This is a genomic window from Corynebacterium anserum (genome assembly GCF_014262665.1).
Classification (GTDB): domain Bacteria; phylum Actinomycetota; class Actinomycetes; order Mycobacteriales; family Mycobacteriaceae; genus Corynebacterium; species Corynebacterium anserum.
Window position 1 is genome coordinate 77,439 of sequence record NZ_CP046883.1, and the last position, 15,945, is coordinate 93,383.

A 15,945-nucleotide genomic window follows, 5' to 3' on the forward strand; every position below is an offset into this window, starting at 1 on the left:
GACGACCAACGAAACATCGATGACCACCGATCAACTTCCATCGACCACGATTGTGCGGTGAACCCGCGCGAAGGAGAGCGACACATTCATGGTGAACAATCCAGTACTTAGTACTCGCCTCACTCGACTATGGGATATCGACGTGCCAATCATCGGCGCACCGATGGCTGGACGTTCCGGGGGAGAATTGGCAGCAGCAGTATCCCGCGCCGGGGGGCTAGGAATGTTTGGAGTCGGGGGCAACACAACAGCTCAATGGGTGAAGGACAATGCTCGCATCGCTCGCGAAGGAACCCGACCAACTGCGCGTGCTGAGCACGATGCTGCCCACCGCATCCTCCGCCCCACAGAATCGGGGGAGAAACACAACGAACAAGGCAGTGTTGACGCCGTAGCTGAGCCCCATGGCAACTTTGGTATCGGTGTGATGCTGTGGAGCATCAAAGACAAGCCCGAGGTGTGGCAGGCGGTGCTGGACGCTCGGCCGAAAGTGGTGAGCCTGGGTTTCGGTGATCCTACGGGATATGCGCAGCAAGCTCAGGAGTATGGGATCTCTGTGGTGGTACCCGTCAATGACATTGAACAAGTGCGTCAGGCAGTGGCCGCGGAGGTTGATGCAATCTGCATCCAGGGTACGGATGCGGGTGGCCACACAGGCCACATTGGAACTATGCCGTTGATGCAGCAAGTGTTGGACTACCTCATGCTCAATGCGCCGGGTATTCCCACGGCCGTGGCCGGTGGTATCTGCTCTGGTCGCGGAGTCGCTGCGGCTTTGGCGGCGGGTGCGGACGCCGCGTGGATAGGCACCGCCCTTCTCGCCAGTCCGGAGGCTCTGGGGTCTGAGGAATTGCGAGCGGCGGCGATCAAGGCCAGTAGTAAACAGACGCTCCTCACCGACATTTATGATCGCGCAGAGCAGCAAGCCTGGGATACGGAGAAATGGCCTACCCGCACAGTGGCTAATGGATTTACGGATGTGTACGCGGAGATGTCGCGTAATGGTGAGGTTACGGACGAGGAGCTTATCGTTGCACGCGCACCCGGTGGGGACTTCGCGGATGACATTAAGTTGCATGCTGGGCAAGGTATTGGGATGCTTGTCCAGCAGCAGGCGGCCGGTGATGTGGTGAACAAGTTCGCAGCAGAAGCAACGCGTCTTCTACGGCGCGAGCTTTAGGGGCACCCGTGCGAGGGTATTTTGTTTACCAAAAGCGTAGAGATTGCTGAGAAATAAAACGACACCCTTGACCTCTAAAACAGCCGTGAGTAGTGAAAAATGAGAAATTTCTGAAAAAAGTTTTTCGCTACCCCCATTAGACAGGTGACATGTTCCCAATATGGGGTGTTAAGCGCTAATAAGCTGGTATTTTCTCCTTAATTATCCGGGGGTATTAGAAAATCCGCTACAGGGCTTAACCTGAGGATATTTCTAACTACTTTTAGTCATGCTCTTGCAGTCTCATGTAGACATTGAGGCATGGATACTTTGATTCTCGCAGCAAGCTCTTCTGTTCCTCCGCTTGGTTTCCTCGGTTGGATCATCATCGGTGGTCTGGCTGGCTGGATCGGCTCCAAGATCATGGGCACCGATGCTCAGATGGGTATCGTGGCCAACATCGTTGTCGGTATTATCGGTGGCTTCCTCGGTGGCCTCATCCTTGGGCTCATCTTCGACGTTGGATCCGGTGGTTGGATCTTCTCCTTCATCACCTGCCTGATCGGCGCGTGCATCTTCCTGTGGATCGCCAAGCTGTTCCTGGGTAAAAAGAGCTAAATAGAAGAGCTCAATACAGACAAGCGCCCTTCCCCGTTGTCGGGGAAGGGCGCTTGTGCATGCTGTGACGATCACCATGCCAAACCACAACGTGACGACATGACGATAAACCAAGAAGTGAACACATGATGATAAGCCACGACGGGGCGACATGACGATAAACCAAGAAGTGAACACATGATGATAAGCCACGACGGGGCGACATTATGAAAAGTTGTGGTCACTCACCCAGCGGCTCAAACTATGACGGTTCGTGTGCTGCGTCTTACGTAAAATGTTCGATACATGGGTTTCCACAGTCTTCACGCTGATGAATAGTTTTTCAGCCATCTCACGGTAGGTATAGCCGCGAGCCAAAAGGCGCAACACTTCGCGCTCGCGCTTGGTGAGATCATCCAACAGACTCTCCCCTTCCTGAACTTCCGCAACTTCCTCTGCTGGCACACCCTTGTTCTGCAACTCCTCGGACGAGGTGCTCTTTGTAGGCCCGCCGTTGAGAGCTGAGGGAGCAGGGGTGGCGTCGGACGAAGAAGGCGACCAGCCGGACGAGAAGGCGTCGAGCACATAGCCAGCAAGGCGGGGGGAGAACACTGCATCACCACAGTGGACGCGAACAATGGCATCTACCAGCTCGGTCCCGCTGATGGATTTAGTGACATACCCTCGTGCCCCGGCGCGGATCAAAGCAATGACATCCTCCGCAGAATCTGAGACGGATAAGCATAGGAAGCGGGCACCGAACTGTGATTCACGACATCTGCGGAGAACCGCCAGGCCACCGCCATTCGGCATATGAACGTCCAACAGCACCACATCGGGTTCAGACGCAACAATCCCAGCCTGTGCTTCTGCAACTGAGCCTGCTTCGCCGACCACATCCACAATGCCTTTGCCGCTGGAGGTCAGTTCAGCGCGCACACCTGCACGAAACATGGAATGATCATCGACAATAAAGACCCGAACAAAACAACAGGTACGGCGTCTACGGATTCGCTGAGGCTTACGGAACCTACGGAGTCTGCGGAGCGGCAGGGATCAGAAGCAGTTGGCATAGCGATCATCCTCGATTGACTTTACTCAGGCTTAGGGATTGAAAAGATGACTTCTGTGCCGCGGCTGCTGGTATCGAATTGCACGGTGCCGCCGACACGTTTCATACGAGCGATGATGGATTGACGGACTCCCTGGCGGTCGGCGGGGATGGCGCCGAGATCGAAACCTCGCCCACGGTCACGAACAAAGAGGTTAATCTTTTCCGACTGCGGTGCTGCTTCTACATACACATTGACCTCGTCGCATCCAGAGTGCTTCGCCGAGTTCACCATAGCTTCCCTCGCGGCGAGCACCATGTCCACAATTGCCTCGGTTGAGGCAATATCTTCTCCTACCAGCACCGGGAGGATCGTTATGTCAAACGTATCCTCCACTTCTCCACACGCCACACGCACTGCACCGAAGAGAGTATCCGGAACCACAGATTGTTCCTCCTCAAACAACCACTGGCGCAACTGGCGCTCCTGACTACGGGCCAAAGAAACAGTTGCTGGCTCAGAGGAATTCTTCTGAATCAGCGTCAAAGTCTGGAGAACCGAATCGTGGATACGGGTGGCGATTTTAGCGCGCTCGTTCTCCGCTGCCTTTTCCTGCGCTGTTCGGTTGGCGAAGGACCACAAACGCAACCACAGGGGAACCAACACCACGATTAGACCGAGAATGAGCAGAAGCGATGCCAAAAATGCCCACCCTACCGTGGCGCTGGGGTTTAACGTGCCGTTAGCTAAGCCCAGGAGGAATAGCGCCCCACTTACACTGCCGATGAGCAGTACGATGCCAACAATCAGTGACATCAGATGTGCGGACTTATGCCGACGGGTGAGCGTGGTGTTGGGTAGCCCGAACGTTTCCCATACCAAGTACACACCTACGGCAGCTGCCCCCAACAACAGGCTTAGAAGAGACTGCCCGGCGCTCAACAGTGCACCAAAAACGAGGAACACTGCACCCAAAGCCAGGAAGAGCCAGTCCGTGTTGTTGATGGGTCGGAACACGCTGTCTATACCGCGTACACCCGGTTCGTTGTGGATGATGCGTCGTCGCGAAGATTCGTTCAGAGCTTTGCTGATGTCAGTGGTGGTTTTGCTACATGCCACTAAGGCGACGTACAAAGAGATTCCCAGACCGGGAAGAAGCATGGCTGCAGCAAAAAATAGGCGTACCCAACGCAATTCGACACCGAGGTGAGCAGCCAGCCCTGTGCATACGCCGCTGATCATGCGGTGTTCTCGCATCCGGTAAAAGGTTGGGTACGCAGGCTTCGGCGCAGATACGCCTTCCCAGGGTGTGGGGGGCGTGGGGCTGGAACTGTTCATGATGCTCAGTGTGCCAGGACGGCCGCAGTTCAGGGTATTGGGGTTTACCCTGAAATCCACAGTTCAGGGTAAAGGTTCAGGGTAAACCCCGATGTTTTTTCCCCTCGCGTGGTTCAGAATTGCCGGTATGACCACCGCAGAATCATAATCACCCACCAGGATTCTTCACGATATCTGGCGCACCCGCCCCGTGCGCTTGCCTTCCAAGCAAAACTCGGGAGCATGGTTCGCGGGAGTGGCGGAAGGCATTGCCGTGCGTTATCAGGTGTCCGTTATTCTGATCCGCTTGTTTTTCGCCGCTTTGCTTTTATTCGGGGGCTTTGGAGTGTTGCTCTATGCGGTGCTGATTTTGATTCTTCCGCGTTACTCGGTGCCGTTGTGCCCTGCTGAGGCCATTGTTAAAGGCGGAGGGGATAAGCGGCTATCGCACGATATTACTGTGGGCTGGGTCGTCGGGTTTCTCGTGACAATTGGGCTCATCGCTGCAGTGAACAGCTTCGATGCCGAGGATGGTGCTGTGCTGCTAGTTCTCGCGTTGGTGGTCTTCCTGCTCCACCAGCGCACGCCGCAACCGCCCGGGAATTTCTATGCTTCCGCGTTTACATATGACACTGCGCATGAGACCTTGTCCGCAGAGTCAGCCTCTCCTGTGTCTTCGTCCGACGCTCCGAATGACGGGGGGCGGGTGGCGTCGGATAAGAAAGTGACCCCATCCGCCGACGGTGATTTTTACACTGTTGCCGAAGGTTGGGAGAGTCATGAAGCTGCGCCCAAACCCACACCGAATTGGGATCCGCTGGGCACCACGCTCGTTGACTGGACTCAGCCCAACCCGGCACAGGCGGGGGAGGCCAGCAATGGTCCAGCGGAGACGCCCGAGAGGACAGACACACGTGGTGGGGTGTATAGACCCAAGCCACGCACGGGTCGCGTAATGCGCGCGTTCAGCGGGATGGTCGGAGCGACTGTCGCACTCATCGTGGTGATTGCCCTCGCGATTACGTTCCTTCTCGGGTTTACGCCATTCACCACCAACGATGACGCAGGCAGCTCCTCCTTCAACGCTCTGGATAGTCACATGAACCGCGTAGTTTCTGTGGAAAATGGCTCCCACGAATATCGTCTCTTAGCTACAAATAGCAGGTTAGACTTCGTCAACCCTGGGCAGTCGAAGACTCGGAGCGGGGACATTGATGGGGTGGTGATCACCGTGACTGCCGTGTTATCCAATGTCGATGTGTGGATTCCGGCGACCACCAAAGGCGCGAGCTACACGGTGGATGTAGAATGCCCGCGCATGATTGGCTCTAGAGACAATTGCTCGAGTGCGGACACGTACACAGTGAAGGGAAATGCACCTCTCACTGAGAACACTAAGCGCGGTAGAACTTCTGCCACACTCCCTCACGTCACCCTGAGGGTAAAAGCGACGGGAAGTATCGTCACTATCCACCAGCGCTAGCTCCGGGTAGTGGACACGATGTGACTGTGACGATCTGGCACTGAATGGGTCACTTTAGCGGGGTCATTTGTAGCTACAAGTGTGCTGGGTCTTCCGGCCAGTGGTGTTTTGGGTACCGTCCCCGCATCTCTTTGCGCACCTCGTGGTAGGGGCCAGCCCAAAAGCTAGCCAGGTCATCGGTGACGGCTAACGGTCGCTGCGCCGGAGAGAGCAGATGAAACTGCACTTTCCGGCCAGCAATGACCGGAGACTCGTGTAGGCCAAAAGCATCCTGTAACTTCGTGGCGATAGTCGGGGGAGTATCGTCGGGGGCGTGAACTTCCGGGTAACTCACCGCGGCCCACCGTCCATTGGGCATCGTGTAGCGTTCCGGAGCCAACTGATCCAGGGGTTTATCCCACGGAATCAGCCCGCGAAGTAAGCCAGTGATATCCGGAGACCGTCCGGCAGCCATATCTTCCGCCGCAAAATTCACTACCTCTTCCGGCAGGCCATGCGCGAGATCTGGGTATCCCTCTACCCCCTGCGCATGCAGATAATTCATGCGTGTGATGAGCGAGCGGGCAGTGTCTGTTAACGGTAGTAGGTCTGCGCCGTGCTGGCGTAAAGCCTCCGCGACGGCTTCTTGCGCTTCTTCTGACGTAGCGCGTACTGGGGCGCTGCTCAGTTCGATTGCACCTAGGCGTTTGACTTCCCGCGCCCGCACCTTCTGCGTCTGCTGATCGAATACCGCTGTTCTTATCTTCTCGACGCCACCAACAGCGCCCTCCGCCAATTCCTGCGCCATCGGCAGAGCCGCACGCACTCGTGCGCCAGTGTTATCTGTTGTGCGGGCTCGGGCAAGGTCTGCAATCGCGAACCACTGGGAGGAGGACTGCGCACCGGGAATATCCGAACTAATAATGGCGCCCGTGCCTCCTACTGTGAGTACGCGATTGGTGGGTGAGCCGTCAGACTGAGTCACACGGCGGGCAATCAAATGCGGGAAAGCACACGCGATGGTGTAGGCAATGGCTTCCTCGCCGATGAGTTGTTTCTTCATGTCGACGTTTGCTGGATGGGTGCCGTGTGAGCCGGTGTTTTTCGGATAGAGGTCTTGTGGGTTGGGGTTTTTCAGATGGGTACCTTTCGCGTCGAGGTTGTGGGAGCGAGTGGTCGTGGATGCGGTGTCTTTCATCACATGTATCCCAGGCAAGGTGGCAGCAGTGTGAGCGTGCCGTGCCAAAATAGTTGCTATGCGGCTCACTGCCGGATCGGAGGAACGAAGGGCGTTCACCTCGAGGCACGGGTTGGGGGAGTGAGGAGTGGCGTCGAGAACACAGAGAACCTTGGCCACCAGATCCACATCCACGCGTTGGCAGGCCAGCAGCCCACCGCGAGCCAAATGAGGATCAAGAGGGATGGAGGCGAGAACGCGGCCGAGCTCAGTGACCCTACCAGAGGAATCAACGGCACCCAAGCGCAGCAATGTGTTACCTGCGGCGTCTGCAGCGTGCCGAGGAAAAGGATCGGGAAGCGGCAACCCCTCGCCGCCAGGTGCTCCCCACACCGCGCAATCCAGCAGTGCAGATGTGAGATCCGATGTAGCGATCGCCGGAGGTGAAAACTCAGCAAGTTTTGTCCATTGCTCGGCGGTCACGCACCGGTACACCACACCCGGCCCCTCACGTCCTGCACGGCCGGCACGCTGCGCTGTGGATGCCTGACTGGCGGATTCAGTGACGAGCAAAGACATACCGCGAGATGTATCGCGGCGGGCGACACGAGACAGGCAGCTGTCTACCACAATTCGCACGCCCGGAACGGTCACAGAGGATTCTGCGACATCCGTGGCGATAATAACCCGGCGGGTGACGTTCTGTGCTGAAGATTGCGCTGAAGTCGAGGCTGAATCGTGAGAGCGACCACCGATAATGCGCGACTGCACTTGTGGTGATAAGCGGCCATGCAGCGCATACGCCTCGATAGCGCAACCGCCGATGTGCAGCCCGTGTAGCCGTTCCGCGAGAATGTCACAGCCACGGATGGTCGGAACAAAAGCTAGGAGATCGCCGTAAGCAATATCGGGATTGTTGTGGGTTGCCGTGTCCGATAGCGCGCGTTGAATTGCCCGCTGCATGTGATCCTCTACGGATCCTTCCGTGCCAGCGCGGGCGTAGGGGTCACGTGTGGAGATGGAGTGTGTGCTGGATGCGTAGGAGATCTCTAGGGGATAAATGGGGCTGGGCACATCCACTACTGGGGCGGAAGCTGAGAAGCCGCTAGGGATCGGTTCAGTGTTCGGGCTGGGGAGACTGGCAGGGTTGGGTGTGCCCGCGATGTTGGGCGCATCGGTGGAATTGGGCGTGCTGGTCAGCTCGAGTGCGTCGCCCAAAAGGGAGGCGAAACGTTGAGCATCAACCGTGGCGGACATAACAACCAACAGGAGATCCTCCCGGAGGATGCCCCGTAGCTGTGCGAGCATGCCGAAGAGGAGATCGGATTCTATATGCCGTTCGTGAATTTCATCGATGATGACGGCGCCAACGCCTTCTAGATCCGGATCGCGAAGCAAGCGGCGCAACAGCACGCCGTTGGTGACGAACTCAATGCTGGTGTGTGAGCTGGTGCGGGAGTCACCGCGAACGGTGTACCCGATCTCTGCGCCGAGTACGGTACCTGTGATGTCTGCGACGTGAGCTGCCGCTGCGCGGGCGGCCACGCGGCGAGGCTGTGTGACAACCACCTTGCTGGGAATCTCAGGTGTCGAGACACGATGACGCTCGCTGTCAGTGCTTGCATTTTGAGCACGGTATATGAGGAAATCATGAACGTAGCCCGGGGCCAGGGTAGTTTTTCCGGTGCCCGGTGGGGCTTGGATTACGGCGCATCCTGAGGTTTCTAGCGCGTTGAGCAACGCTTGTCGCCCTTGGGCGAAGGGAAGCGATGAATTGGCGATGGAAAGGGATACGCGTGTCATGCAGTTAAGAGTAGCGGCGGCCTGTGGTGGGATACGCCGTGAAACTTATGCGAACCCCACGGCAGTGTGTGGGGTCTTATAGGCAAGGCAAATATTGAGGTAGAAAGGTCGTTATGACTGCAGAAGCGCGCTCAGTTGATGTTCCCGCGGAGACTACGCCAGGTGGCCAATACGTCGGCACTGACGGCATCGCCCGTCCTCTGTGGGCGTACCGCTCCCCGGAAGAGTTTGATTATTACGAATTGGAATGGGGGCGGCAGATAATCACCGAGTCCGGTGTTCTGGAGCGGATCTGCTTGGAATCTTTTCAATCCGGATTGTCGTGGTCGACTGTGCTGAAGAAGCGCCGTGCGTTCCGTGAGGTGTTCTTTTTATTCGACGCCACGAGGATCGTCGCCATGGACAAGTCCGCCCGTGACGCAGCACTGGCTGATGAGCGCCTGATTCGCAATCGTCTTAAGCAGGAGTCCGTTGTCCACAACGCTCATGCCACCATTGCTTTGCGCGATGATCCACAATTGCAGAAATTGCCCGTGGATTCTCCAGCTCGAGAGATTTTGGGTGGGGTATCGGATCGCGTAGCGCCGGGGCTTCCGGTCCTGGTTTGGTCGTTTGTTCCGGAGTCTCACGTTCGGCCGACATGCGTGGACGAGATTCAGAAGACCTCTCCTGAATCCGTAGCGATGGCCAAGGAGTTGAAGCGTCGAGGCTTTAGTTTCGTGGGCTCTACGACTTGTTATGCGCTGATGCAGGCGATTGGCATGGTCAATGACCGCGTGGTGGAGGGGTAATCTCTGTAGGAATGTTCGGGCGACTGTAGGAATGCGTAGGGGGATGGCATTGGTCACCAGTGGCATGTGAGGTGGCCGCAAATGTTTCAGGCATGTGAACAGAAGGCTAAATAGGTCTTTCTAATTTCAGATGCATATAGGGATGGCGTTAAAATTGAGCATCGCCCCTGCTCGAGAACTCGCCACACCATCACTTATGGCGGGTGGAATGATTAGGTCACCCTAATTTTGCGAGCCTGGGGGAGTGCGCAACTGTAGTAGACCCGCCTTGTCATGTGTGATTGGAGCAGCTCCCAACCATAAGTGGAAGATCCATCACACACTGATGAGACTCGTTGCTTTAGCAACTGCAATTGCTTGTGACGATTGACGTAGTGATGAATAGTAAGGCCACTGAAACATGACGAACTACCCTGCACGCCAAGGTCTTTACGACCCGCAGTTTGAGCACGACGCGTGTGGTGTCGCCTTCGTGGCGGATATGCACGGCCGCCAGACCCGCGACATTGTAGAAAAAGGCATCCAGGCTCTCGTTAACCTGGATCACCGCGGCGCAGCCGGTGCAGAGAAGAACACCGGCGACGGAGCTGGCATCCTTATCCAGGTGCCAGACCGCTTCTACCGTGAAGAAATGGCCAAGCAAGGTGTCGAGCTCCCCCCAGTTGGCGAGTACGCTACCGGTATTGCTTTTCTGCCAAATTCCCGGATGGCAGCGTTGGATGCGATGCGCGATGTGGAACGCATTATCGAAGAAGAAGGCTTGACCCTTCTGGGGTGGCGTGAAGTACCGACGGACGATTCCTCCCTCGGGGCAATTGCACGAGATGCAGAGCCAATCTTCCGCCAACTGTTCATCTCTTGCGGTGGTAAATATGGCCATACACTCTCCGGTCTGGAACTAGACCGTGCTGCGTGGTTCGTTCGCAAGCGTGCGGAACGTGAATTAGGCACCAAGGGCGCCGGCGAAGGCTCTGGTGGAGACACCGTCTACTTCCCCTCCCTGTCGTCTCGCACCATGGTGTACAAGGGAATGCTGACCACCCCTCAGCTGCGTGACTTTTACCTCGACCTGCAAGACGAACGTGTCGAGTCCGCCTTGGCAATTGTGCACTCTCGCTTTTCCACCAATACCTTCCCGTCATGGCCATTGGCGCACCCATATCGCATGATGGCTCACAACGGTGAGATCAATACCGTCCGTGGTAACGAAAACTGGATGCGCGCCCGCGAGTCTCAAATCAATTCCGAGATTTTGGGTGACATCACTCGAGTTTTGCCTATCTGTGACCCAGAGGGTTCCGACACCGGCCGTTTCGATGAAGCTCTTGAGCTTTTGCACCTCGGAGGCCGCCAACTTCCACACGCTGTGCTGATGATGGTTCCGCAAGCGTGGGAGCGCAATGAGAACATCGACCCAGATGTTCGCGCGTTCTACGAATACCACTCCTCCATCATGGAGCCATGGGATGGGCCCGCTGCCCTGGCATTCACCGACGGCACAATCATCGGTTCCGTTCTTGACCGCAACGGTCTACGTCCAGGACGCATCTGGATCACTAAGGATGGCTTGGTGGTCATGGCTTCTGAAGCTGGAGTCTTGGATATTCCCGATTCAGAAATCGTCAAGCGCACCCGCGTAGAGCCCGGCCGCATGTTCTTGGTCGATACCTCCCAGGGCAGGATCATCGAAGACGAAGAGATCAAGTCCCAACTTGCTGCACAGCCTTACAAGCAGTGGGTGGAGGAGAATTTGGTCAACGCGAATGAGCTTCCTGCAGCCGAGACCGTTGAGATGAACCACGAACGCGTTGTTCTACGCCAGCGTGTCTTCGGCTTCACCGAGGAAGAAGTCGAGGGTCTTATCCGCCCAATGGCTCAGACAGGCAACGAGGGCATTGGTTCCATGGGCACCGATACCCCAATCGCAGCACTGTCGAACCGCCCTCGCATGCTCTACGATTTCTTTGCGCAGCGTTTCGCGCAGGTCACCAACCCTCCGCTGGACTCCATCCGAGAAAAGATGGTCACCTCTCTGTTCACCCAACTGGGTGCACAGGAGGACGTGTTGAACCCAACCCCGAAGGCAGTGCACCGTATTCATCTGGATACACCAGTGCTCTCCAACCAGGATTTAGAGAAACTACGTGCTGCCGGAGAGCACGAGAAGTACGCTGCGTTTAAATCTGCACGTATCTCTGGTCTGTACAAGGTGGCTCATGGCGGCCGAGGTATGCAGGAAGCAATTAAGCGCATTCGCCGTGAAGTATCGGATGCTATCGCAGCCGGTGCCACCATCATTGTGCTGACGGACCGCGATTCCGACGAGCGCAATGCACCTATTCCATCCCTGCTGTTGACCTCGGCAGTTCACCACCACCTGGTTCGCGAGAAGACACGTACCCGCGCATCTCTGGTGATCGAATCCGGCGATGCCCGCGAGGTTCATCACCTGGCCATGCTGCTGACCTTCGGTGCAGATGCCATCAACCCATACATGGCACTCATGACCATCGATGAGCTGGCGAAAGCTGGCCGTCTGGGTGATGTTTCTGCCGAACAGGGACAGAAGAACTACATCAATGCCGCTGGCTACTCCATCCTGAAGATCATGTCCAAGATGGGCATCTCCACGGTAGGTTCCTACCGTGGTTCCCAACTGGTCGACATCACCGGTTTGCACCAGGATTTGCTGGACGAGTACTTCACCGGCGCTTTCTCTCCAATTTCCGGTATTGGGCTCAACGAAATTGCCGAGGATGTTAGCGCCCGCCACCGCCTGGCGTTCCTTCCTCGCCCAGAGGAGAAGGCACACCGTGAGTTGGAAATTGGTGGCGAATACAAGTGGCGCCGTGAGGGTGAATACCACCTGTTCAACCCGGAGACTGTCTTCAAGTTGCAGCACGCCACTCGAACTGGGCAGTACCGCATCTTCAAGGAATACACCGACAAGATCAACGACCAGTCACGCAGGCTGGCTACTCTGCGGGGTCTTTTTGAATTTAAGTCCGATCGGGCACCCATCCCTATCGATGAGGTGGAACCAGTATCGGAGATCGTGAAGCGTTTCTCCACGGGCGCCATGTCCTACGGTTCTATTTCTGCGGAGGCTCACGAGACCCTCGCCATCGCCATGAACCGCCTGAAAGGTATGTCGAACTCGGGTGAGGGCGGTGAAGACCCAGCTCGCTTTGAGAAGATGGAAAACGGTGACTGGAAGCGTTCCGCTATTAAGCAGGTCGCATCTGGCCGTTTCGGCGTCACCAGCCACTACTTGAATAACTGCACTGATATCCAGATCAAGATGGCTCAGGGAGCAAAGCCAGGTGAAGGTGGTCAGCTACCACCATCCAAGGTGTACCCGTGGATCGCTGAAGTTCGTGTGACCACTCCAGGCGTGGGTCTCATTTCGCCTCCGCCTCACCACGATATTTACTCGATTGAGGATCTCGCGCAGCTCATCCACGACCTGAAGAATGCCAACCCAGATGCACGTATTCACGTAAAGCTGGTGGCAGAGCAGGGTGTCGGTACCGTTGCTGCAGGTGTGTCTAAGGCTCACGCTGACGTCGTGCTGATTTCCGGCCACGACGGCGGCACCGGCGCATCCCCTCTTACCTCCCTCAAGCACGCAGGCGGCGCGTGGGAACTCGGTCTGGCTGAGACCCAGCAGACGCTGCTGATGAACGGTTTGCGAGATCGCATCACTGTTCAGTGCGATGGTCAGTTGAAGACTGGGCGCGATGTGGTTATCGCTGCATTGCTCGGTGCAGAGGAGTTCGGTTTCGCCACGGCACCGCTCGTGGTTTCTGGCTGCATCATGATGCGCGTATGCCACCTGGACACGTGTCCTGTTGGTGTGGCGACCCAGAACCCGAAGTTGCGTGAGAAGTACACCGGCAAGGCCGATCACATCGTGAACTTCTTCCAGTTCATCGCACAAGAAGTGCGTGAGATCCTCGCCGAGCTGGGCTTCCGCTCTATCGAAGAAGCTGTTGGGCATTCTGAAGTTTTGACCCAGGGCACTATGGCAGTTGAACACAAGACCGCCAACAAACTGGATCTGAGCCCGATTTTCGCTCGCCCGGACAGCCCATTCATGCATCAGGACCTGCACTGCACTAAGGAGCAGGATCACTCGCTGGACAAGGCTCTGGACAACAAGATCCGCGAGGATGCGGAGGACACCATTCGCCGCGCAGCAGCCGGCGAGGACGTATCCATCCACCTCTCTTACCCAATCACTAACGTGAACCGCACTGTGGGCACCATGACTGGTTCCCTGGTCTCCCGCGTGGCTGGTCGCGATGGGCTGCCGCTGAATACCGTGAACCTCGAATTCACAGGCTCTGCAGGTAACTCCTTTGGTGCTTTCGTGCCAGCCGGCATGACCCTGACTTTAAATGGCGACGCCAACGACTACGTAGGTAAGGGCCTGTCCGGTGGCCGTATCGTGGTGCGCCCGACAGACGACGACGCCGCTGAAGACCTGCGTAGCGATGTAGTCGCGGGCAACGTCCTTGGATTCGGTGGAGTATCCGGAGAGATGTACATTCACGGTGCAGTGGGTGAACGTTTTTGTGTCCGCAACTCCGGCGTGACTGCCGTAGTCGAGGGCGTGGGCAACCACGGCTGTGAATACATGACCGGTGGACGAGTTCTCGTTTTGGGCAAGATCGGCTTGAACTTCGCCGCAGGTATGTCCGGTGGTATCGCATATGTGCTGGACGACGGTAGTGGTGTCGAAGAAAGAATTAACAAGGAGCTCGTGGACCTGGAGAAGGTCACCGACCCCGAAGAAATCGCATGGCTCGAAGAGACCATCGCAACCCACAAGAACCTGACCGGATCCGATGTGGAAGTCGAGCCTTCCCAGCTGATCAAGGTCATGCCACGTGACTATGCACGCGTGCTCAATGCCATCGCGCGCGCTGAAGAAGCCGGCCTCGACAAGGACGGCATCGCCGCGGCAATCATGGAGGAAGTGAACTAATGGCTGATCCACACGGTTTCCAAAAATACGGCCGCGAAGAGGCGGCTCACCGCCCAGTCCCGCTACGCCTGCTGGACTACGGAGAGGCCTATGAAGACTTCTCCGACGATAAAGTGCAGACCCAGGCAACCCGATGCATGGACTGCGGAATCCCGTTCTGCCACGATGGTTGCCCATTGGGGAACATCATCCCTGAATGGAATGACCTCGTACGCCAGGGACGCTGGGAGGAGGCGTATGACCGTCTTCACGCCACCAACAACTTCCCGGAATTCACCGGTCGTCTGTGCCCAGCACCGTGTGAAGGCGCATGTGTTCTGGGGATCGGCAACGATCCGGTGTCCATCAAATCCGTTGAGCTCACCATTGTGGAGCACGCCTATAAGGAAGGCTGGATCACACCCATCAAGCCGACCTTTAAAACAGGACAGTCCGTGGCGATCGTCGGTTCCGGTCCAGCAGGTCTGGCAGCGGCACAGCAGCTAACCCGCGCGGGTCACGATGTCACAGTCTTTGAGCGTGCAGACCGTATCGGCGGTCTCATGCGCTACGGAGTGCCCGAATACAAGATGGAAAAGAAATGGATTGACCGCCGCCTTGAGCAAATGGAAGCCGAAGGCACAAAGTTCGTGGTCAATACTGCGCCGACGGGTGAAGACCTCAAAGATTTTGATGCCATCCTCCTCGCCATTGGCTCCACGGTAGGCCGTGACTTGCCAGTCCCAGGCCGCGAATTGGACGGCGTGTACCAGGCTATGGAGTACCTGCCGCCCGCGAACCGGGTGGGATATGGCGACATCGATGTCTCCACCATTGACGCAAAAGATAAGCGCGTGGTCATCATTGGTGGTGGTGATACAGGTACCGACTGCTTCGGAACTGCGTTGCGACAGGGCGCCAAGTCCGTCCACCAATTCGACATTGGGCCGAAGCCTCCGAAGACCCGAGCAGCATCCACACCATGGCCTACATACCCGCTGCAGATGCGCTTAGCAACCGCCCATGAAGAGGGTGAATACGCGGTCACGGGTGAGGAAGCTCCTGAGGTTGCCGAAAAGCTCGGGCTGAAGTACCGCCAGAAGGGCGAAGTGCTGGGGCACCGCGCATGGCAGATGAACACGGTGGAACTGTTCGGAGAAAACGGCAAAGTCACTGGCTTGAAGGGTGCTAAGTGCCAATTCGGAGAAAACGGATTGGAGAACATCGAGGGCACTGATTTTGAAATGGAAGCGGACCTGGTTCTGCTTGCCATGGGGTTTGTCTCCGTAGAAAAGACCGCCTGTGTCACTGACCTAGATTTGGAGATTGATGCTCGTGGTCGTCTAGTGCGCGATGATAACTTCCGCGCCACTCCGAAGACTCCGGAATTCGTGCGCAAGAAGGTATTCGTTGCAGGCGACGCAGGTCGTGGCCAGTCTCTGATCGTGTGGGGTATCTCCGAAGGCCGTGCTGCCGCTGCTGAAATTGACCGCGCATTGATGGGAGAAACCGCATTGCCACGTCCGATTAACCCGACGGATGTCGCATTAGGCCGCAAGTTCTAGTAGACGCGTGCCGTAGACACATCCCTGGAATCTGCGGCACGTACCTTTGATTC

At 56.8% G+C, this 15,945-nt stretch carries 10 protein-coding genes; 7 read left to right on the top strand and 3 right to left on the bottom strand.

What is annotated here, in order from left to right; translation table 11 throughout:
- Positions 1–88 precede the first annotated feature (88 nt).
- Positions 89–1,180 carry an NAD(P)H-dependent flavin oxidoreductase gene (locus tag GP473_RS00335; RefSeq protein ID WP_185770630.1) on the top strand — a complete coding sequence of 364 codons (1,092 nt, stop codon included), beginning with the start codon at positions 89–91 and terminating at the stop codon, positions 1,178–1,180.
- A 300-nt stretch (positions 1,181–1,480) separates the two neighbouring features.
- Entirely contained in the window at positions 1,481–1,777 is a 297-nt protein-coding gene (locus GP473_RS00340; RefSeq protein ID WP_185770631.1) for a GlsB/YeaQ/YmgE family stress response membrane protein, read from the top strand.
- Between the two features lie 204 nt (positions 1,778–1,981).
- On the opposite strand, the gene GP473_RS00345 is transcribed toward GP473_RS00340, so the two are convergent.
- Complete coding sequence (locus GP473_RS00345) at positions 1,982–2,710, bottom strand: LuxR C-terminal-related transcriptional regulator (protein ID WP_186276931.1); 729 nt, start codon at positions 2,708–2,710, stop codon at positions 1,982–1,984.
- 3 nt (positions 2,711–2,713) lie between these two features.
- On the opposite strand from GP473_RS00345, the gene GP473_RS09540 reads away from it, so the two are divergent.
- On the top strand, positions 2,714–2,848 hold the full coding sequence (locus GP473_RS09540; RefSeq protein WP_281381132.1) for a hypothetical protein: 135 nt from the start codon (positions 2,714–2,716) through the stop codon (positions 2,846–2,848).
- 2 nt (positions 2,849–2,850) lie between these two features.
- Here GP473_RS09540 and GP473_RS00350 read toward each other — a convergent pair whose 3' ends face one another.
- On the bottom strand, positions 2,851–4,146 hold the full coding sequence (locus GP473_RS00350) for an ATP-binding protein (protein ID WP_186276932.1): 1,296 nt from the start codon (positions 4,144–4,146) through the stop codon (positions 2,851–2,853).
- 196 nt (positions 4,147–4,342) lie between these two features.
- Between GP473_RS00350 and GP473_RS00355 the strand changes: the two genes are divergently transcribed.
- The gene (locus GP473_RS00355) at positions 4,343–5,608 is read left to right on the top strand and encodes a PspC domain-containing protein (RefSeq protein WP_222104955.1); all 1,266 of its coding nucleotides are present in this window, start codon (positions 4,343–4,345) and stop codon (positions 5,606–5,608) included.
- A gap of 73 nt (positions 5,609–5,681) precedes the next feature.
- Here GP473_RS00355 and GP473_RS00360 read toward each other — a convergent pair whose 3' ends face one another.
- Positions 5,682–8,567, bottom strand: coding sequence for an ATP-dependent helicase C-terminal domain-containing protein (locus tag GP473_RS00360; protein WP_186276934.1), 2,886 nt, complete (start codon positions 8,565–8,567; stop codon positions 5,682–5,684).
- Between the two features lie 113 nt (positions 8,568–8,680).
- Here GP473_RS00360 and GP473_RS00365 point away from each other — a divergent pair, with 113 nt between their 5' ends.
- From GP473_RS00365 to GP473_RS00375, 3 genes are all read left to right on the top strand, one after another.
- Positions 8,681–9,358, top strand: coding sequence for a DNA-3-methyladenine glycosylase I (locus GP473_RS00365; RefSeq protein ID WP_185770636.1), 678 nt, complete (start codon positions 8,681–8,683; stop codon positions 9,356–9,358).
- 400 nt (positions 9,359–9,758) lie between these two features.
- Positions 9,759–14,348, top strand: coding sequence for a glutamate synthase large subunit (gene gltB, locus GP473_RS00370; protein ID WP_186276935.1), 4,590 nt, complete (start codon positions 9,759–9,761; stop codon positions 14,346–14,348).
- Complete coding sequence (locus tag GP473_RS00375) at positions 14,348–15,892, top strand: glutamate synthase subunit beta (RefSeq protein WP_186276936.1); 1,545 nt, start codon at positions 14,348–14,350, stop codon at positions 15,890–15,892. The genes gltB and GP473_RS00375 overlap by 1 nt, the downstream gene beginning before the upstream one ends.
- Positions 15,893–15,945 lie beyond the last annotated feature (53 nt).